At 73.2% G+C, this 17,792-nt stretch carries 15 protein-coding genes; 8 read left to right on the top strand and 7 right to left on the bottom strand.

The annotated features are described in order from the left end of the window. Positions 1-67 precede the first annotated feature (67 nt). Positions 68-1,240: a thiolase family protein gene (locus tag ACYQ1L_RS03385; protein ID WP_460002854.1), complete on the top strand. Its 1,173-nt coding sequence runs from the start codon at positions 68-70 to the stop codon at positions 1,238-1,240. Between the two features lie 64 nt (positions 1,241-1,304). Here ACYQ1L_RS03385 and ACYQ1L_RS03380 read toward each other — a convergent pair whose 3' ends face one another. The 3 genes from ACYQ1L_RS03380 to ACYQ1L_RS03370 form a co-directional block, all read right to left on the bottom strand. After that, positions 1,305-4,307, bottom strand: a complete 3,003-nt coding sequence (locus ACYQ1L_RS03380; protein ID WP_460002853.1) for an AAA family ATPase — start codon at positions 4,305-4,307, stop codon at positions 1,305-1,307. A gap of 15 nt (positions 4,308-4,322) precedes the next feature. After that, positions 4,323-5,495, bottom strand: a complete 1,173-nt coding sequence (locus tag ACYQ1L_RS03375) for an exonuclease SbcCD subunit D (protein WP_460002852.1) — start codon at positions 5,493-5,495, stop codon at positions 4,323-4,325. Between the two features lie 127 nt (positions 5,496-5,622). After that, positions 5,623-5,931 (bottom strand): GNAT family N-acetyltransferase, encoded by a 309-nt coding sequence (locus ACYQ1L_RS03370; protein ID WP_460002851.1) that lies wholly within the window; start codon positions 5,929-5,931, stop codon positions 5,623-5,625. Between the two features lie 325 nt (positions 5,932-6,256). On the opposite strand from ACYQ1L_RS03370, the gene ACYQ1L_RS03365 reads away from it, so the two are divergent. From ACYQ1L_RS03365 to ACYQ1L_RS03345, 5 genes are all read left to right on the top strand, one after another. Then, complete coding sequence (locus ACYQ1L_RS03365) at positions 6,257-6,988, top strand: winged helix-turn-helix domain-containing protein (RefSeq protein ID WP_460002850.1); 732 nt, start codon at positions 6,257-6,259, stop codon at positions 6,986-6,988. A gap of 76 nt (positions 6,989-7,064) precedes the next feature. Further along, positions 7,065-8,012: a DNA-3-methyladenine glycosylase family protein gene (locus ACYQ1L_RS03360; protein ID WP_460002849.1), complete on the top strand. Its 948-nt coding sequence runs from the start codon at positions 7,065-7,067 to the stop codon at positions 8,010-8,012. A 43-nt stretch (positions 8,013-8,055) separates the two neighbouring features. Then, the gene (locus ACYQ1L_RS03355; protein WP_460002848.1) at positions 8,056-8,472 is read left to right on the top strand and encodes a VOC family protein; all 417 of its coding nucleotides are present in this window, start codon (positions 8,056-8,058) and stop codon (positions 8,470-8,472) included. Between the two features lie 41 nt (positions 8,473-8,513). Further along, the gene (locus ACYQ1L_RS03350) at positions 8,514-8,927 is read left to right on the top strand and encodes a VOC family protein (RefSeq protein ID WP_460002847.1); all 414 of its coding nucleotides are present in this window, start codon (positions 8,514-8,516) and stop codon (positions 8,925-8,927) included. Positions 8,928-9,020: 93 nt separating this feature from the next. Then, positions 9,021-9,437: a VOC family protein gene (locus tag ACYQ1L_RS03345; RefSeq protein ID WP_460002846.1), complete on the top strand. Its 417-nt coding sequence runs from the start codon at positions 9,021-9,023 to the stop codon at positions 9,435-9,437. A gap of 36 nt (positions 9,438-9,473) precedes the next feature. Here ACYQ1L_RS03345 and ACYQ1L_RS03340 read toward each other — a convergent pair whose 3' ends face one another. Then, a complete protein-coding gene (locus ACYQ1L_RS03340; RefSeq protein WP_460002845.1) occupies positions 9,474-10,196 on the bottom strand; it encodes a MarR family winged helix-turn-helix transcriptional regulator in 723 nt (240 codons plus the stop codon). A 94-nt stretch (positions 10,197-10,290) separates the two neighbouring features. On the opposite strand from ACYQ1L_RS03340, the gene ACYQ1L_RS03335 reads away from it, so the two are divergent. Then, a complete protein-coding gene (locus tag ACYQ1L_RS03335; protein WP_460002844.1) occupies positions 10,291-12,459 on the top strand; it encodes an MMPL family transporter in 2,169 nt (722 codons plus the stop codon). 25 nt (positions 12,460-12,484) lie between these two features. Here ACYQ1L_RS03335 and ACYQ1L_RS03330 read toward each other — a convergent pair whose 3' ends face one another. Together ACYQ1L_RS03330 and ACYQ1L_RS03325 are read right to left on the bottom strand one after the other, a co-directional pair. After that, a complete protein-coding gene (locus ACYQ1L_RS03330) occupies positions 12,485-13,948 on the bottom strand; it encodes an MFS transporter (protein WP_460002843.1) in 1,464 nt (487 codons plus the stop codon). 105 nt (positions 13,949-14,053) lie between these two features. Then, on the bottom strand, positions 14,054-15,385 hold the full coding sequence (locus ACYQ1L_RS03325) for a M20/M25/M40 family metallo-hydrolase (protein WP_460002842.1): 1,332 nt from the start codon (positions 15,383-15,385) through the stop codon (positions 14,054-14,056). A gap of 137 nt (positions 15,386-15,522) precedes the next feature. On the opposite strand from ACYQ1L_RS03325, the gene ACYQ1L_RS03320 reads away from it, so the two are divergent. Further along, positions 15,523-16,284, top strand: a complete 762-nt coding sequence (locus ACYQ1L_RS03320) for an SDR family NAD(P)-dependent oxidoreductase (protein WP_460002841.1) — start codon at positions 15,523-15,525, stop codon at positions 16,282-16,284. 125 nt (positions 16,285-16,409) lie between these two features. Here the strand turns inward: ACYQ1L_RS03320 and ACYQ1L_RS03315 are convergent, their stop codons facing one another. Then, positions 16,410-17,684: an HNH endonuclease gene (locus tag ACYQ1L_RS03315; RefSeq protein ID WP_460002840.1), complete on the bottom strand. Its 1,275-nt coding sequence runs from the start codon at positions 17,682-17,684 to the stop codon at positions 16,410-16,412. Between the last annotated feature and the right edge of the window lie 108 nt (positions 17,685-17,792).

The raw sequence follows: 17,792 nt of genomic DNA, 5'->3' as shown, positions 1-17,792 counted from the left end.
CGCCGCGCCGGCGCCTCGGGACACGCCGTCCCGAGCCCCGGCGGCGCTGCGGAGGGAGAATGGCTGCATGAGCACGCCTTTCCTCACCTCCGGCCGGGACGCGGTCATCGTCGCCGCGCGCCGCACGGCCGTCGGCATCGGCAAGCCCGAGCGCGGCGTCTTCAGCGGCGTGCACCCGGTGGACCTGTCCACGCACCCGATCCGTGCGGTGCTCGAGGATTCGGGCGTGGATCCCGCGCTCGTGGACGACGTCGTGTGGGGCTGCGTGTCGCAGGTGGGCGAGCAGTCGTTCAACGTGGGGCGCAACGCCGCCCTCGCCGCGGGGCTGCCCCAGCACGTGCCAGGGATGACGATCGACCGGCAGTGCGGATCCTCGCAGCAGGCGATCCACAGCGCGGCCGCGGCGATCATCGCCGGCTACGCCGACATCGTCGTCGCCGGCGGCGTCGAGGTCATGTCGCGGGTGCCGATGTTCTCCAGCGTCGCCGGCGCGGATCCCTACGGCCCGCTCATGCACGAGCGCTTCCCCGACCTCGGCAACCAGGGCGTGGGTGCGGAACTCATCGCCGAGAGGTGGGGGCTCACCCGCGCCGAGCTCGACGAGTTCTCCGTGCGGTCGCATCAGCGCGCCGCCGCGGCGACGGCCGAGGGGCTGTTCGCCGAGGAGATCGTGCCGGTCCCGACTGCCGAGGGCGTCGTGACCGCGGATCAGGGCATCCGCGCGGATTCCACCGTCGTGCGGCTGGCGACCCTGCCGACGCCGTTCCGCGAGGACGGCGTGGTGACGGCCGGGAGCGCCTCGCAGATCTCCGACGGCGCCGCGGCCGTGCTCATGATGACGAGCGCCCGGGCCGCCGAGCTCGGGCTCACGCCGATCGCGCGCGTGCACAGCGTCGCCGTGGTCGGCTCGGATCCGATCCTCATGCTCACCGGACCCATCCCCGCGACGGCGAAGGTGCTGGAGCGGGCCGGCCTCGCTCTCGGCGACATCGGCGCGTTCGAGGTGAACGAGGCGTTCGCACCCGTCGTGCTCGCGTGGCTGCGCGAGACGGGAGCGGACCCGGAGCTCGTGAACCCGCGCGGCGGGGCGATCGCGCTCGGGCACCCGCTGGGCGCGTCCGGCGCCCGGCTGACCACGACGCTGCTGCACCACATGCGGCAGAACGGGATCCGCTACGGCCTGCAGACGATGTGCGAGGGCGGCGGCATGGCCAACGCCACGGTGTACGAACTGGTCTAGCGTCACTGCCGCCCGGTTCCTGAGCGAGCGCAGCGAGACGAAGGACGCTCGAGGACCGAGACCGTCAGGCCTCGATCACGCTCGGGCCGTCGGGGGTCGCCCGCACGGTGATCTGAGCGGGGATCTGCTCCTGCATGGCCTCCACGTGGCTGATCACGCCGACGGTGCGCCCGCCGGCCCGAAGCTCGTCGAGGGTGCGCATGGCGACGTCGAGCGTCTCGCCGTCGAGGGATCCGAACCCCTCGTCGATGAAGAGCGTGTCGAGCTGGATCCCGCCGGCGCGGGCGGTGACCACCTCGGCGAGGCCGAGCGCGAGGGCGAGCGAGCTCAGGAAGGTCTCGCCTCCCGACAGCGACTGCGCGGGCCGGGTCTGCCCGGTGAACGCGTCGAACACGACGATGCCCAGCCCGCTCGCGGCTCCTCGTGCGGCTCGGGCGTCGCTGTGCTGCAGCCGGTAGCGCCCGGACGACATGTCGGCCAGCCGCAGGTTCGCGCTGGCGACGATCTCCTCCAGCTCCGCGGCGAGCACGAAGGTCTCCAGGTTCATCCGGTAGGTGTTGGCACCGCGCCCCGCGACGGTGTCGGCGAGCTGCTGCAGGATCTCGTGCTCCGCGGCCGCCGCCGCACCGCGCGCGTGCTCGGCGGCGGCGGTCTCGATGAGAGACGCCAGCTGCGTCGCGGTCGCGTCCGCGCGGCTCGCTGCATCGACGGCCGCGGTCCACGCCGTGCGGGCGTCGGCCTCGGCCGCCTCGTGCGGCGCCAGGTCGATCGGCTCGTCGGGGAGGGTGCGCAGCTCGAGTTCGAGCAGGATCGCGCGCTCCTTGGTGCGCTCTGCGGCATGAGCGGTGATCCGCTCCTCGAGCGCCGCCTGGTCCGCGGCACCGCGGAGCGCTGCCCGTGCGGCCGTCGGATCGTCGAACGGCGAGGCGACGAGCGCCTCCTCCTGCTCGGCACGGGCGGCCGCCGCCGCGGCGGTCCGGGCTTCCCGCTCCTCCACCGCGGCCGCGAGCGCCTGCGCTGCGGCGATGCGCGCGGAGGCGTCGTCGAGCCGGGCGGCGACGGTCGCGAATCCGCCGCGGGCCTCGGCCACGGCCTGCTCCGCGGCGGCGAGCTCCTGCCGCGCCAGTGCGAGCCGCTCGTTCGTCGTGGCGTGCTGGGCGGCGAGCGCGCCGATCTCCGCCTCCAGCGCACCGTCCTGCGCGCGCAGGGCGGCGAGGCGCCGCTCGGCGTCCTCCGCGGCGGCGACGGCCGCGGCGGCCTCCGCACGCCGCTCCGTCGCCGCCGCCAGCTCCTGCTCCGCGACGTCGACGCTGAGTCCGTCGGCCCGGGCCGTGGCGGCCGCGAGCGCCGCATCGAGCGCGGCGAGCTCGGCCGTCGCCGCGCGCACTCGGTCGGCGGCGCGCTCCCGCGCCTCGGTGGCCTCTGCGACGTCGTCGGCGGAGACCGGATCCGCGAGCGCCGCGGGACTGGGGTGGTCGGTCGAGCCGCAGACGCTGCACGCTTCCCCCGGCACCAGCGCCGCAGCGAGCTCGCCGGCCATCCCGGCCTCCCGGCGACGGCGCAGTTCTGCGGCGTGCGCGAAGGCCTCGGCCGCCTTGCGCTCCCGCTCGGCGACCGCCTGCACAGCCGCGCTGCGCTGCTCGGTGAGCGACACGGTCTCGCGAGCGGCGGACAGTCGCGCCGCGGCCAGGGCGACCGCGGCCTCGCGGTCGGGCAGACGGTCGGCGGTGCGGCGCAGGTCGTCGCGCTCCACGGACAGCGCCTCGAGCGCGGCCGGGAGCGCCGTCCGTTCCTCCTCGCGCGCCGCGCGCGCCGCCGTGATCGCCTCCGCCTCGTCCCGCGCGGCCACCACGGCGGCCTCGAGGGCGCCGAGCCGGGCCTCCGCCTCGGCCGCCTGCTGCCAGGCGCCGCTCGCGCGGGTCAGCGCGGCGGCCCACTCCCGCAGCTCCGGCGCGGAGGAGCCGTCGGGCGCGCCCGCCTCGTCCGCGCCGGCGGCCGCCCACGCGTCTGCGGCGACGGCGGCGGCGGTCTCGGCCGCGGCGGCTGCGTCCACGGCGCGTTCCGCGGCGCTGAGCACGTGTCGCAGCGCCTCGGCGGCGCGCGCCTGCTCCAGCGTGCGGCGGTCGGCGGCGATCCGGTCGGCGGCGGCGTCGAGTGCGGCGAGCGCGGCACGGGCGCGGTCCCGTTCGGCCTGGGCGGCGCGCTCCTCCCGTGCGACGGCGAGGGCCGCCGTCGCGGCACGGTGCGCCGCCTCCGCGAGGTCGCGCTCCTGGCGACGCTGCTCGGCGCGGTAGTCGGCGCGGGCGCCCGCACGGCGCAGGGCCTCGAGGCGCTCGTCGATGGAGGCGCCTGCGGCCTGCGGGGCACCGGCCGCGACATCGGCGCCGCCCAGGTCGTTCGCCGCGACGAGCCGCTCCGCGTCCTCGACACGGGCGAGCACGGCCGCACGTCCGGCGCCGAGGGCCTGCTCCGAGGCGCGACGGCGCTCGTCGAAGCGCGCCTGGTACTCCTCGAAGCGCCCCGTGCCGAACAGCCGGCGCAGCAGCGACTGCCGCTCCCGGCTGTCCGCGAGCAGGAACCGCGCGAACCGCCCCTGCGCGAGCAGGATCACCTGGAGGAACTGCTGCAGGTTCAGCTGCAGGATCTCGTCGAGCGCATGCGCGACGTCGACCTCGCGCGCCGCGCGTCCGATCCACTCGCCGCCGGTGAACTCCTCCAGCGACACCGCCGACGCCTGCTTCGTCAGCCCGCCGCCGCGCTTCGCGGGCCGCTGGTACTCGGGCGACCGGGTCATCCGGAACCGCCCGGCGACCGTGCTGAACTCGACGACGACCTCGGTCGGATCCGCGGGTTCGCAGTGGTCGCTGCGCAGGCGCTTCTCGCCGCCCTCGTAGCGCGGGACGTTGCCGTACAGCCCGAAGCAGACCGCGTCGAGGATGCTCGACTTCCCGGCGCCGGTGCGCCCGCCGATGAGGAACACGCCGTCGTCGGCGAAGGCGTCGAAGTCGATCGTCTGACGGCGCAGGAACGGCCCGAAGCCCTCGATCTCGAGGCGATGCAGTCTCACGGAACGGGCCCCCGGTTAGACGAGAGCCTCGGCGAGCGTGCGGTCGTCCAGCACCTCGCGGATCAGTTCCTGCTCGCGCGGGCTCGCGCCCGCTCCCGCGCGCACGTGGGCGAGGAACGCGTCGATGCGCTCCTCATCCGTGACCGCGGCGCGGAGCCGCTCGCTGTACGAGCGCTCCTCGGGTGCCGTCGTGACGAGGGTCTGGTGCTGCACCAGCGCGCAGAACGGGTACTTCTCGCGCAGCCGCCGCATCGGCTCGGTCTGCGGCAGGTCGTCGGTGTACACCGCGCACACCCAGTCCTCCGCGTGCGCCGCGACGAGGTCGGCGGAGAGGATCTCGGCGAAGGAGCCGGTGAGGGTGACGAGCCGGCGTGGGACCGGGAGCTCGAGCCAGGTGGCGTCGACGGCTCCGCCGGCGTCGAGGTCGACGAGCCAGGATCCGCGCGGCTTGTGCTGCTCGCCGAAGCTGTAGTGCAGCGGAGCGCCGGCGTAGCGGACCCGATCGGTGAGCGCCTGGCGGCCGTGGATGTGGCCGAGCGCCACGTAGTCGAAGCCGTCGAACACCGACACCGGCACCATGTCGATGCCCCCCTGGCGGATCTCCCGCTCGAGGCCGGTCGTGGCGTCGACGCCCGCGGCGAAGCAGTGCGCGATCACGACCGAGCGCCCGGGATGCTCGGCGAGGCCGGCCCGCACGAGCTCCATGGCCCGCGCGACCGTCTGGGACTGGGTGCGCAGGGGGCGCCCGTCGGCGCCGGCCGCGAACGCGGCGTGCTGCCGGACGATCGCGGGCTCGAGGTACGGGACCCCGAAGAACCGCACCGGGCCGTCCGCATCGGCGATCGTGATCGGCTCGCCGATCGTGCGCGGGTCGGTGACCACGTGGATCCCCTCGCGCAGCAGCCGGGCCTGGAACCCGAGCCGGGCGGCGGAGTCGTGGTTGCCGCTCGTGACGATCACCTGCGCGCCGGCGTCGGAGAGCCCCACCAGGGCGTCGGTGAGCAGGGTGTAGGCGGCGGCCGCCGGGGTGGCCGAGTCGAACACGTCGCCGGCGACGATCACCACGTCGACGTCGTTTTCCCGCACCTGCACGATGAGCGCGTCGAGCACCTCGGCGAGCGCCTCCAGGGTGGAATGCCCGTGGAAGCCGCGGCCGATGTGCCAGTCGCTGGTGTGCAGGATCCTCATGCCGTCCACGCTACGGACGGGGTCCGACATTCCCTCCGAGGCGTGCCGGGCATGCCGCACCCCGGTGAGCGGGGCCGCCGCGACCTCGCGTAACAATGCGTCACATCGGGAGCGAGGCGTGTACGGCTCAGCGCACGCGGAGCAGATCCGCCCGTTCGGGATGCGCGTCGAACCAGTCGGCGACGTACCAGCAGACCGCGTCGATGCGCCGGTCTCCGCGCCGGGCGATGTCGTCGACAGCGCCCTCGACGACCCTGGCGGCATAGCCGGATCCGCGGAAAGTCGGGATCGTGAAGGCCCGCGTCAGCGCGATCGTGCGCCCGTCGTCGTGATAGTCCAGCACGCTCACGAGCACGCCGTCGCGGGTCAGCGTGTAGCGCGACGCGTCCGCTTCTCGGGTGAGCGCGAACCGGGAGGAATGTGCAGAGGTACCCACGGTTTCACGCTACGCCCGGACGGTCGGAGCCGGACCGTTTTGACATTGTTGGTCACCGTCGGTAATAATCGGGCCCATGACCACCAACGCACGCCCCATGTCCGCCCAGGAGGCGAACGGGACGACCGGGATGATGATGCCCGGTTGCGTTGGCATGTGTTGCCGAATGTGTCGCTGAAGCCACAGAACCCCGCCTGACTCGCTCGTCGTGATCTTCGCGAGCTGAGTCTCGAGCACCCATCCGCGTGCTCCTTCGCCGGCTCGCCGGTCTCATCGCAACACTCTGAGTCTCCGACTGACTCCTTCCTTTCAAGGACCCATCATCATGTCGAACACCGCCCTCCTCGAGCGTCCCCTCACCGTTCCCGCCGCTTCCCCCGCCGCCGCGCCGCGTCTGCACGCCGTGCCGCGCACCCAGATCGACACCCCGGCGCCCGTCGTCGACGCGCCGCCGGCCCGCACTCCCCGCGGCTTCGCGCTCTACGTCGGCATCGACGAGCTCAAGGCCGCCACGAACGGCGTGAGCCTGCCGCTGCTCGTGGACGCCCTGCGCCGCACCCTCGCCGAGCTGGCCCCGGACGCCGAGACCCACGCCACCGTGGCCCTCGCCCCGCAGGGCACCGGCGGCCGCGACCTCGACGTCGTGCGCCTCGCCCTGCACGAGCCCGGCGCGATCGCCCGCTCCAAGGCCGAGGCCGAGGAGCGCGCCCCGCAGGACGGCGGCGGTGTCGTCGTCGACATCTCCCGCAAGCGCGTCCTCATCGACGGCGAGTCCGCGGCGTTCACGTACAAGGAGTTCGAGCTGCTGCAGTACCTGGTGCTGCGCGAAGGCTCGACCATCGAGCGCAGCGAGCTCGTCTCGGCGCTGTGGCAGACCTCCGACGAGGAGGCCCCCGGCGAGCGCACGATCGACGTGCACGTGCGGCGCCTGCGCGCCAAGCTCGGCCGCTACGAGGACATCGTCCGCACCGTCCGCGGCGTGGGCTACCGCTTCGACCGGCACGCCGACGTCGCGATCCGCTACGGCGTGGGCACCCCCTCCCCCGACCGGTTCTGAGCGTTCCGCCGGATCCGCTCGACGGCGGCTCCGGATCCTGAGTCCTGCTGTCGGACGGCGGATCTAGGGTGTTCCCATGACCCTCGCCGCCGATCCCGCTCCACGCCTGTGGCCGGCGCGGGAGACCGGGTATCGGCCGCGGGGACCTCTGGATCTGCACGAGACGGTCGGCATCCTGCGTCGCGGACCGAAGGATCCCACGGTCGTGCGCGACGGCGCGGTGATCTGGCTCACCCTGCGCACTCCGGCCGGGATCGCCACGCTCGCCCTCCGCCCCGCATCCGGCGAGGTGCGCGCGAGCGCCTGGGGCCCCGGCGCCGAGGAGGCGCTCGTCCGGGTCCCCGCACTGTGCGGCGCCCTCGACGACCCGGACGGATTCGACCCGTCCACCCACCCCGTGCTGGCCGACACCGCACGGCGACTTCCCGGCCTGCGGCTCGCCCGCACCGGTGCCGTGTTCGACGCCCTCGCCGGGGTGATCCTCGAGCAGAAGGTCACCGGCCTGCAGGCGTACGGCGCCTGGCGCGTGCTCGTCACCCGGTTCGGCGACCCCGCCCCGGGGCCCACGCCGCGCCCCATGGCCGTCGCGCCGGACGCCGACGGGTGGCGCCGGATCCCGTCGTGGGCCTGGCACCGCGCCGGCGTGCAGCCGCCGCAGTCGCGCACACTCGTTCGGGCGGCCGAGCGTGCGACGAGCCTCGAGCGCGCCGTGCTCGCCGCCGACGACGGGACGGGCCGCGATGCGGCGCTCACCAGCCTGCCCGGAATCGGCCCGTGGACCGCGGCCGAGACCCGGATCCGCGCGCTCGGCGATCCGGACGCCGTGAGCGTGGGCGACTACCACCTCGCGCACGAGGTCGGCTTCGCCCTCACCGGGCACCGCACCGACGATGCGGGCATGCTCGAGCTGCTCGCCCCGTGGGCGGGGCACCGGCAGCGCGTCGTGCGGCTCATCCGGCTGAGCGGCGCGACCGAGCCGCGGCGCGGCCCCCGCTTCGCCCCCGAGGACCACCGCGCCCGGTGAGGCCGGAACCGGCGGCGCCTGTCCCGTCGGGCAGACTGGATCCATGCCCCTCTTCGATCACCTCGGCCTCACCGTGGCCGATCTCGACCGCGCGTACGCCCAGTGGAACCCGGTGCTGGCGGCCCTCGGCTGCACCAGCAGCGGCGAGGAGTTCGAGGGCGGGATCGCGTGGTCACGGGACGACGAGACCGAGCTGATCCTGTACCGCGCCCCGGAGCCCGGCGGCGAACCGCACCGCTACGGGCGGATCGGCTGGCAGCACCTCGCGTTCGCCCTCGACTCGCACGCGGAGGTGGAGCGCCTGCACGCCATCGCGCTCGCGGCGGGCTGGACGGCGGTGCGCGATCCGAAGGTGTTCACGCGCTTCTCCGACCGCTACTACGCCTCCTTCGTCGAGGACGACAACGGGATCCGGCTCGAGTTCATGCACAACCCGCCGCGGGAGCCGGCCTCGGCCTGAGCCGCCTGGTCGATGTCCGCGGCCTCCGCGATGCTGGGGGCATGGCTTCTCTCGACCACCTCGGCATCAGTGTCGATCACGTGCCCAGCGCCTCGGCGCAGTTCGATCCCGTGCTCCGCGCGCTGGGCTACACCCGCAGGCATGACGCTCCCGACCTCGCGTACTGGCGGCAGGACGGCCAGCCCGAGATCCTGCTCTACCCCGCGCGCGAGAACGCCGACGGACCGCACGAGCACGGCAAGGTGGGCTGGCAGCACCTCGCGTTCGCCGTCGACTCCCGCGACGAGGTCGACCGCGTTCACGCCATCGCTCTCGGCGTCGGCTGGACGGCCGTGCGGGCGCCCAAGGAGTATCCGCGCTTCAGCGACCGCTACTACGCGTCCTTCCTCGAGGACGACAACGGGATCCGTCTCGAGGTCGTGCACAACCCCCCTCGGGACGCGGCCGGCGCCTGATCCGCGACACACCGTTGCCGTTGTCCGTGCCCGGCCCCAGACTGAGTGCGGCGCCGGTCCGGCGTCGTCGATCCGAGCACGGAGAACACACTCATGACCATCCTCAATCCGTACATCTCGTTCCGCGGCGACGCCCGCGCGGCGATGGAGTTCTACCAGCAGGCGCTCGGCGGCGACCTGCAGGTGATGACCTTCGGCGACATGCCGGGCATGGTGCAGGACGAGGCCGAGCAGGCGCTCGTGATGCACTCGATGCTGACCACTCCCGGCGGTCTGGTGCTGATGGCGTCCGATACCCCGGCGCACTACGAGTACAAGGCGCCGCAGGGCGTCTCGGTGTCGCTGAGCGGAACCGACGAGGCCGAGATCCGCGCCGCGTGGGACAAGCTCGCCGACGGCGCGACCATCACGCAGGAGTTCGGCCCCGCGCCGTGGGGCGACCAGTTCGGTATGCTCACCGACAAGTTCGGCATCGACTGGATGTTCTCCGCAGGCCAGAGCCAGGCCTGATCTGCCTCGTAGCGCTGGGTTCGGTGGCTCCCCGGCTCAGCGCTCCGCGCCGTCCGCGTCCGCGCCGGCGGCGCCTTCGGTCGCGCTCGCGTCCTCTGTATCATCCCCCGCAGCGCTCGCGTCGCCCTCCTCTGCGTGAGCGCCCTCCTCCGCCCAGTCGACCCCGTCGAGTCGGAGCTCCTGGGTCATGTCGCGGAGGAAGCGGATGACGACGTCGCGCTCCTCGGCCGAAAGACGCGCGGCCGCGTGGAAGCGGCGGGCCTGCTGGCGCCCGACCGTCTCCATCGCCGCCTTCGCAGTCTCCGGCGTGATCGAGATCGCCAGTGCACGCCGATCGGAGGGGTGCGGCGCGCGCACCACATGCCCGGCGCGCTCCAGCCGGTCGAGCAGCTTGGTGGTCGAGGCGGTCGAGATGCCGAGGTGCTGCGCGATCCCGCCGGGGGTCGCGACCGCGCCCGTGTTCGCGCACACGATGAGATAGTGCAGCGCGCGCATGTCGGTCTCGTTGAGCTTCATGTAGCGGCGGGACGCCTCGGCGAGCCGCTGCTCGGCGTCGCGGAGCTCCGCGAGCGCTGTCATGACGCCGGTGATCTGGCGGATCGCATCCCCATCCACGCCGCTCCGGTCCAGAAGCGTCCCCTCCGGGTCGCTGGCCTCGATGTCGTAGACGACGCTCGCCGGCACGCCGTCCGGGGCCGGGGCGCCGACGCGGCCCACGGCGCGCGGCTCCCCGCTGCCCTTGCGTCGACCCGCTGCCATGCCGTCATCGTACATCCCGCTATATTTCACGCTCGATTTATTACTTGCCAAGCTAGCTAATTCCTCCTATCCTGCCGGAGACGGAAGGATCCCGATGACCGCCCTGCAGCAGCCCGCCCACCCCCACCGCACCCGACGCCTGCTGCGCATCCTGCTGCCGGCGCTGATCATCCTCGCCTGGCTGGCCGCGGCCTCCCTCGGTGGCCCGCTGTTCGGCAAGGTCGACGAGGTCTCGTCCAACGACCGCACGGCCTACCTGCCCTCCTCGTCCGACTCGGCACGCGTCCAGGAGCTGCAGACCCGCTTCGCCGGATCCGAGGAGATCCCGGCGATCGTCGTCGCCGCGTCGGACGGGAGACTGACGGAGGCGCAGCGCACCGCGCTCTCCGAGGCGGTCGCCGCCACGGCGGAGATCGCGGGGGTGGGCGATGACGTCTCGCCTGCACTCGTCTCGGACGACGGGAAGGCGGTGCAGGCGTTCGTGCCGATCCGCGCCGATGCCGATCTCGGCCAAGTCGTGACGGACATCCGCAGGCACCTCGATGACGCGGCGCCGCGCGGGGTGACCGTGTACGTGACGGGCCCTGCCGGCTTCAGCGCCGACCTCGTCGCCGGCTTCGCAGGCATCGACGGGATCCTGCTGGGCGTCGCACTGGCGGCCGTCCTCGTGATCCTCGTGCTCGTCTACCGGTCCCTGCTGCTGCCGGTCGTGGTGCTGGCGACGAGCATGTTCGCCCTGTGCACCGCCCTGCTCATGGTGTGGTGGCTGGCGAAGTGGGGCGTGCTGCTGCTGAGCGGGCAGACCCAGGGGATCCTGTTCATCCTCGTGATCGGCGCCGCGACCGACTACGCGCTGCTGTTCGTCTCGCGATTCCGGGAGGGGCTGCGCGTGGAGGAGGATCGGGGGCGGGCGGTTCTCTCCGCCTGGAAGGGCGCGTTCGAGCCGATCCTCGCCTCGGGCGGCACGGTGATCGCCGGCCTGCTCTGCCTGCTGCTGAGCGATCTCCGGTCGAACAGCGCGCTCGGCCCGGTCGCAGCGATCGGGATCGTGTTCGCGATGCTCGCCGCGCTCACGCTGCTGCCCGCGCTGCTCATGGCGTTCGGTCGCGCGGCGTTCTGGCCGCGGCGCCCGCGTTTCGACCCGGAGGCGGTCGCGGCGGAGGGCGGCATGCCCACGACCGGCGTCTGGGCGCGTCTCGCCGGTCTGATCCGGCGGCGCTCGCGGGTGATCTGGATCGCGACCACGCTCGTGCTCGCCGTCGGGACGCTCGGGGTGCTGCAGCTGGACGCCTCCGGCGTGCCGCAGTCCGACCTCGTGCTCGGCTCCTCGCCGGCGCGCGACGGGCAGAAGGTGCTGGGCGAGCACTTCCCCGGCGGATCCGGCAGCCCGGTCCAGGTCGTCGTGGCGGAAGGCTCCCTGCAGCGGGCGGCCGACGTGCTGCTCGCCGACGAGGGCATCGACGGCGTGACCGTGGTCGCAGCGGACTCGCCGAGCGGCATGGCTCCGGTGACGACTGACGGCGTCCAGCCCGTCGGCCGCCCGGGAACGCCGGTCCCGGAGCCGACCGTGGTCGACGGCGATGTGATGCTGCAGGGCACCCTCACGGCCGCCGCGGACTCTGCGGCGGCGGAGGACACGGTGCGGCGGCTCCGCTCGGCGCTGGCGGGCTCCGATGCGGTCGTCGGCGGGGTCACGGCGACCTCCGTCGATACCGACGACGCCTCGCTGCACGACCGCGCGCTGATCATCCCGGTGGTTCTCGTGGTGATCATGCTGATCCTGATGATGCTGCTGCGCGCGATCGTCGCGCCCGTGCTGCTGATCGTGACGACCGTGCTGTCGTTCGGCACCGCGATGGGGGTCTCGGCGCTCGTGTTCAACGGGATCCTCCGCTTCCCCGGGGCGGATCCGGCGGTGCCGCTGTACGGCTTCGTCTTCCTGGTGGCGCTCGGGATCGACTACAACATCTTCCTGATGACACGCGTGCGGGAGGAGTCGCGCCGGCACGGGACGCGGGAAGGGGTGCGCCGCGGGCTCGCGATCACGGGCGGCGTGATCACCTCGGCCGGTCTCGTCCTCGCGACCACCTTCGCCGCGCTCGCGGTGATCCCGATCCTGTTCCTCGCCCAGCTCGCGTTCATCGTCGCGTTCGGCGTGCTGCTGGACACGTTCGTGGTGCGCTCGCTGCTCGTCCCCGCCCTCGTGCACGACGTGGGTCGCGCGGTGTGGTGGCCGTCGAAGCTGTCCCGCGGGGAGCGCTGAGCGAGCCAGACGAGCCGGGCCCGGCTCAGCCGATCGCCGGATCCGCGGCGGCAGCGTGCGCCGCGCGATCGGTGAACGCCTGCTTCGGCACGAAAAGCAGGAGCACGGCCGCGACCAGGGCGGTCACTGCGCACACCATCCAGACGGTGACGTAGCCGGAGAAGGAGCCGGCGGTGGCCTCCGCCGCGGCGGATCCGGCGACCGCGTGCATGAGCGCGATCCCGAACACGCACGAGGCGATCGCGCCGCCCACCGTCTTCACGGAATTCGTGAGACCCGTCGCGACCCCGGTCTGGGTGTGCGGAGCGGCCGAGGCCGCGGCGGCGGGAAGCGCGGCGACGAGAGCCCCGGATCCGATCCCGACGACGATCATGTTCGTCACCACCTGCAGGTAGGCGCCGTGGAACGGGAGGAAGAGCAGGAAGCCGATCCCGACGAGCACCGAAGCGCCGATGAGGGTGACCCGCGGGGTCGCCAGGCGCGCGATCAGGGGGAACAGCAGTGCGCCGGCGATCATCGCGATGAGGTACAGGCCGATGATCAGCGAGGTCTGGAAGCCGGACGTGCCCAGTCCGTAGCCGTACACGGTGGGATCGGTGCGGGCGAAGGTCGACAGCGGAGCCTGGGCGCCGAGCACGCTCACGCCGAACAGGCCGGCCGTGAGGAACACCGGGCCGAGAGCCGGGCTGCGGAACATCCGCACGTCGATGAGCGGATCCGGCTGACGCAGCTCCCACACCACGAACGGCACGAGCAGCACCACGCCCGCTCCGATCACCAGCCACGACAGCGGGTTCGCCACGCCGCCGGGCAGGCGCAGCAGGCTGAGACCGCCGGTGAGCCCGATGAGCGACAGCGAGATGAGCACGAGCCCGACGGTGTCGAACGCACCGCCGGTCTTCTCAGGCCACTCCCGCACGCCGAACAGGATCACGAAGAAGCACGCGGTGATCAGCACCGGCGGCACCAGCAGCACGACCGTCAGCGGCAGCACGTCGACCAGGGCGCCTCCGGCGAGCGCCCCGATGATCGCGCCGCCCTCGAGCGCGGCGACGAGGACGCCGGCAGCCTTCGCGGTGATCGCGGAACTGCCGTCGAGACGCCGGGCCCGCGACCAGATCAGCGCGATCTCCAGCGGCAGCCACACCACGTAGAACCCCATCAGCGCCCACGCCGCGAGGAAGACGCCGAACACGTCGGTGAACGGCAGCGCGAACCCGGCCAGTGCGGTGAGGGCCGTGGACACCAGGAGCATCCGCTTGCGGCCGACCATGTCGCCGAGCTTCGCGAACGCCGGCACCACGAGGGCCGACAGCATCAGCTGCGCGCCCTCGAACCAGTTCACGTCGGCGTCGTGGATCCGCAGGTGCCGCGCGATGTCGCTGAGCATGGGCGTGTAGTAGCCCTGCAGCACGCCGCTCGTGAACTCGACGAAGGCGAGGAAGCCGACGACGGCGACCAGGGCGCCTCCCATGGCCTTTCGCGACATCGCGGCTCCTTCCCTCCCGATCACCAGCCCGCGGCTCCGCGGGCCTGCCCGTGCCCGACCCACGACTCCGCGGGCTTGCCGACGGCGGCGTCGGGGCGGGTCAGCTCACTGTAGCCGCTGCAGGAGCGCCCGGTGGAACCGCTCCCCGCGCTCCAGCGCAGCGATCTCCACGCTCTCGTCGACGCCGTGGATGGCGGCGCGCTGGGCATTGGACATCTCCAGCGGCGCGAACCGGTAGACGGCGGGCGCGAAGCGGTGGAAATGCCGCGAGTCGGTGGCGGCCATCATCACGTAGGGCACTGCGGGCACCCCCGGGTGTGAGACGGCGAGCGCCTCGGCGAGCAGCGCGAACTGCGCATTGCCGGTCGGCGACTCCGCCGAGGGGTCGCTGCCCTCCAGCACCTCGACCGTCACCCCCGGGTCGGCGATGCGCCGGCGCACGCGCGCGGCCGCGCTCTGCACCGTCTCTCCGAGCGCGATGCGTAGATTCAGCGTCGCCGAGGCCTGCGACGGCAGCACGTTCGCCGCCGTGCCACCGGACTGCATCGTGGGCGCCACCGTGGTGCGAACGAGCGCCGCCGCCTCCCCGCCGAGGGCCGCGAACACCCGCGCCGACAGCGGAGGGAACCCGCCGAGCAGGCGCAGCAGCAGCCGGGCGGGCCCCGGCGCGGATCCGGACAGCTGCGTGAGCATGCGGGAGACCGCCCGTGGCGTGTGCGCTCGGAACGTGCCGGGGCCGAGCCGCTCGACGGCACGGGCGATGCGGCGCACCGCGGTACGGCGGGGCGGGGCCGAGGCGTGCCCGCCGTCGCCGCGAGCCGTCAGCCGGACGGTCATCACGCCCTTCTCTCCGACGCCGATCATGGCGGCGCGGCCCGGCACGAACGGCAGCGGCGCGTCCACGACGGCGCCGCCCTCGTCCAGCACCAGCCACGGAACGATGCCACGCTCCTGCAGCGCCGCGGCGATCGCGATCGCGGCGGCTCCGTACGTCTCCTCGTTGCCGCCGAAGGAGAGGTAGACGTCGCGGGCCGGGGTGAACCCGTCGGCGAGGAGGCTCTCGACGGCTTCCAGGATCACGACGAGCGGGCCCTTGTCGTCGAGCGCACCGCGGCCGTAGACGGATCCGTTCTCGATCACGCCGGCGAACGGCGGGTGCGTCCAGTCGTCCGACTCGTCCACCGGGACCACGTCGTAGTGCGCCATGAGGACGAGCGGCCCATCGGGTGCGGCACGACGCCCGCGCCAGTGGAAGAGCAGCCCGAACTCGGTGTGCCGCTCGAGGGTCAGCGCGGCGTGCACCCGGGGATAGAGCTCGGCCAGGAGCGTCACGAAGTCGTCGAAGGGCGCGGTCCCGCGCTCGCCCAGTTCGGCGGACACGGTAGGCAGCTGGATCATCCGGCTCAGCCGCTCGGCGATCGGGGGCACGTCGTTCATCGCCGCCATGCTAGCCGCGACTGCCCGCTCCGCCGGTGCAGGGCCGGTCGGCGGCTCGTCCCGCCGTCCCGGCGCTCGTCCCGCCGTCCCGGCGGTCGCCCCATCGCCCCGGCGGTCGTCGCGCTTAGGCTGGGGCCATGAGCATCCCCCACTCCGGATCCACCCGCGCGCTCGCCGTGATCAGCGGCGGGGGCACCGGGATCGGTCTCGCCTCGGCCGTCCGCTTCGCGCGGGACGGCTTCGACCTGGCGCTGATCGGGCGTCGCACCGAGGTGCTGGACGCCGCCGCGGCGCGGATCCGCGAGCAGACGCCCGGCGCGCAGGTGCAGACGATCGCCGCGGACCTGCAGGATCCGGCGCAGGTGGAGCGCGCCGCCGGTGAGATCGAGGGGCCGGTGCAGGTGCTGCTCAACAACGCCGGCGGCAACGTGCTGGATCGTGGTGAGGGACTCGCCGGGATCGCCGCGAACTACGAGGCGAACATGCGGCTGAACGTGCTCACCGCCGTGCTGCTCACCGAGGCGCTGCTGCCGCGCATCGTCCGCCCGGGCGGACGGATCATCTCGATCAGCTCCATCGCGGCGCTGCGCGGGGCGAACGGGTACGGCGCGGCGAAGGCCGCGATCCACGGCTGGATGATGGGACTCGCCGCCGACCTCGCGCCGGAGGGCGTGACGGTGAACGCGGTGGCACCGGGCTACGTGCCCGACACCGAGTTCTGGGACGGCCGACGCACGCCGGACATCGTGGCATCGCGCCTCGCCCAGGTGCCGATGAACCGCGCCGGCACGCCCGACGAGGTCGCCGGGGCCGTGGCTTATCTCGCGGGCCCCGAGGGCGGCTGGACCACGGGCCAGATCCTGCAGGTCAACGGCGGCGCCCTCTTCGGCCGCGGCTGAGGGGCGACCCCGGTCCGCGGAGCCGGACCGATCGCGGCCGCAGGGCGAGCCGCATGAGACCGGCATCGAGACACTGCGCAGGACTCGCCGATGCTCGGCGCTACCCTGCCGCTCCCAGGCTCACCTCACGGGGCGGTCTCCGGCGCTGTCGTGTCGGTGTCGATGAACATGACGCGGGGTGGTGGGGTGTCGGCGTATTCGGTTCCGGTGGGGCTGATCCAGATGATCACTCCGCCGGGTCTCTGCTCCGCGTCCCAGCGCCACCGCGGATCCACGTCCGGATGCTTCATCGCGTGATGGGTCTCGCAGAGGCAGGCGAGGTTGCACGGGTCGGTGGGGCCGCCGCGGGCGTAGTCGTGGGTGTGGTCGATCTGGCAGCGGCGGGCCGGCATCCGGCAGTTCAGGAACCGGCAGGTGCGGTCGCGCGCCCGGAGCTGGCGTTTCACTGCTTCCGGAGGCCGGTACGGGCTGGTGCGGACCACCCGGCCGCGGTCGTCGAGTTCGAGACGCTCCCAGCTGACCGCGGATGCGGCGAGTCGGCGGGCGATATCGGGATCCATCGGGCCGCGTCCGTCGAGCTCTGCCATCCGGTCGTCCCGGCCGGTGAGCGTGCTCTCGGCCACGGTGACCTGGACGGTGGCGTGGATGCGGTCGAGGAGGTCGGCGTCGTCGGCGACCCGGCCAGTGAGGACCTTCAGCAGGAACCGGTCGAACCGCACCTGATCCAGCCGCCGCTCGTCGGCCTCACGGCCCGGCTGCTTCGCGTCGTCGAGGATCGCGCGCGCTTCCTGGGTGAGGAGGTCGAACGCGGCATGGATGAGCGCGACCGGTCCGGATGCGTGCATCGTGGCCTGCCCGCGCCCATCATCGGTGACCGTCACCGCGCGATCGTCGTGCGCGCGCCGATGCAGCTCGGTCACGGGCACCGGGGCGACCGCGGCCGCCACTGTCTCGGCGAACGCCCTCGTCCGCGCCCGGGACTCCGCGGCGGCGAACGGCACCACCTGCGCCTCGTACTCCGCCAGTGCCGCCGCGTCGTCGTGCGGGATGTCGTCGGCCGCCTCGATGACCGCCTCCGCGTGCACGAGCGACAGATCCCCCGCCTGCAGAGCCGCGCGCGTGGCAGGGAACCGCTCGTGCAGCGCATACCCGGTGGCGAGAAGCTTCGCGGCCGCGTACCGCGAGAGGTGCAGCGCGGCCGACAGCTCGCTGATCATCGACCTCTCGGCAGGATCAAAACCCGCCTCCCCCGGACAGACCTCCGCGAGCAGCAGCGCGACCCGCTCGTGCGCGAGGGTCGCCTGCCGCGCCTGCAGTCGGGAGATCTCCCGCCCGAGCTCGGCGCACTCCTCGGCGATCTCCGCGCTGCGGCGGAGGTAGTCGTCGAGAGGCTTTTCCATACCTTCAGTTTAGAACAAATCTTCGAAGAAAGGAAGAGTTTCCGCAACTGGATCCGATGAATCAGGAACTCGATCGCCCGGATCCTGATCGATACCCGCGACCGGCCC

This window comes from Microbacterium xylanilyticum (assembly GCF_054654695.1).
Note: the sequence above shows the minus strand (reverse complement) of the source record. Positions and strands in the feature narration are given on the sequence as shown.

Bases quoted from the DNA above. Each gene is read 5' to 3' on its own strand.
- ACYQ1L_RS03385 (WP_460002854.1), top strand. From the start codon at position 68: ATGAGCACGCCTTTCCTCACCTCCGGCCGGGACGCGGTCATCGTCGCC.
- ACYQ1L_RS03375 (WP_460002852.1), bottom strand. From the start codon at position 5,495: ATGAGGATCCTGCACACCAGCGACTGGCACATCGGCCGCGGCTTCCAC.
- ACYQ1L_RS03365 (WP_460002850.1), top strand. From the start codon at position 6,257: ATGTCGAACACCGCCCTCCTCGAGCGTCCCCTCACCGTTCCCGCCGCT.
- ACYQ1L_RS03360 (WP_460002849.1), top strand. From the start codon at position 7,065: ATGACCCTCGCCGCCGATCCCGCTCCACGCCTGTGGCCGGCGCGGGAG.
- ACYQ1L_RS03355 (WP_460002848.1), top strand. From the start codon at position 8,056: ATGCCCCTCTTCGATCACCTCGGCCTCACCGTGGCCGATCTCGACCGC.
- ACYQ1L_RS03350 (WP_460002847.1), top strand. From the start codon at position 8,514: ATGGCTTCTCTCGACCACCTCGGCATCAGTGTCGATCACGTGCCCAGC.
- ACYQ1L_RS03345 (WP_460002846.1), top strand. From the start codon at position 9,021: ATGACCATCCTCAATCCGTACATCTCGTTCCGCGGCGACGCCCGCGCG.
- ACYQ1L_RS03340 (WP_460002845.1), bottom strand. From the start codon at position 10,196: ATGGCAGCGGGTCGACGCAAGGGCAGCGGGGAGCCGCGCGCCGTGGGC.
- ACYQ1L_RS03335 (WP_460002844.1), top strand. From the start codon at position 10,291: ATGACCGCCCTGCAGCAGCCCGCCCACCCCCACCGCACCCGACGCCTG.
- ACYQ1L_RS03330 (WP_460002843.1), bottom strand. From the start codon at position 13,948: ATGTCGCGAAAGGCCATGGGAGGCGCCCTGGTCGCCGTCGTCGGCTTC.
- ACYQ1L_RS03325 (WP_460002842.1), bottom strand. From the start codon at position 15,385: ATGAACGACGTGCCCCCGATCGCCGAGCGGCTGAGCCGGATGATCCAG.
- ACYQ1L_RS03320 (WP_460002841.1), top strand. From the start codon at position 15,523: ATGAGCATCCCCCACTCCGGATCCACCCGCGCGCTCGCCGTGATCAGC.
- ACYQ1L_RS03315 (WP_460002840.1), bottom strand. From the start codon at position 17,684: ATGGAAAAGCCTCTCGACGACTACCTCCGCCGCAGCGCGGAGATCGCC.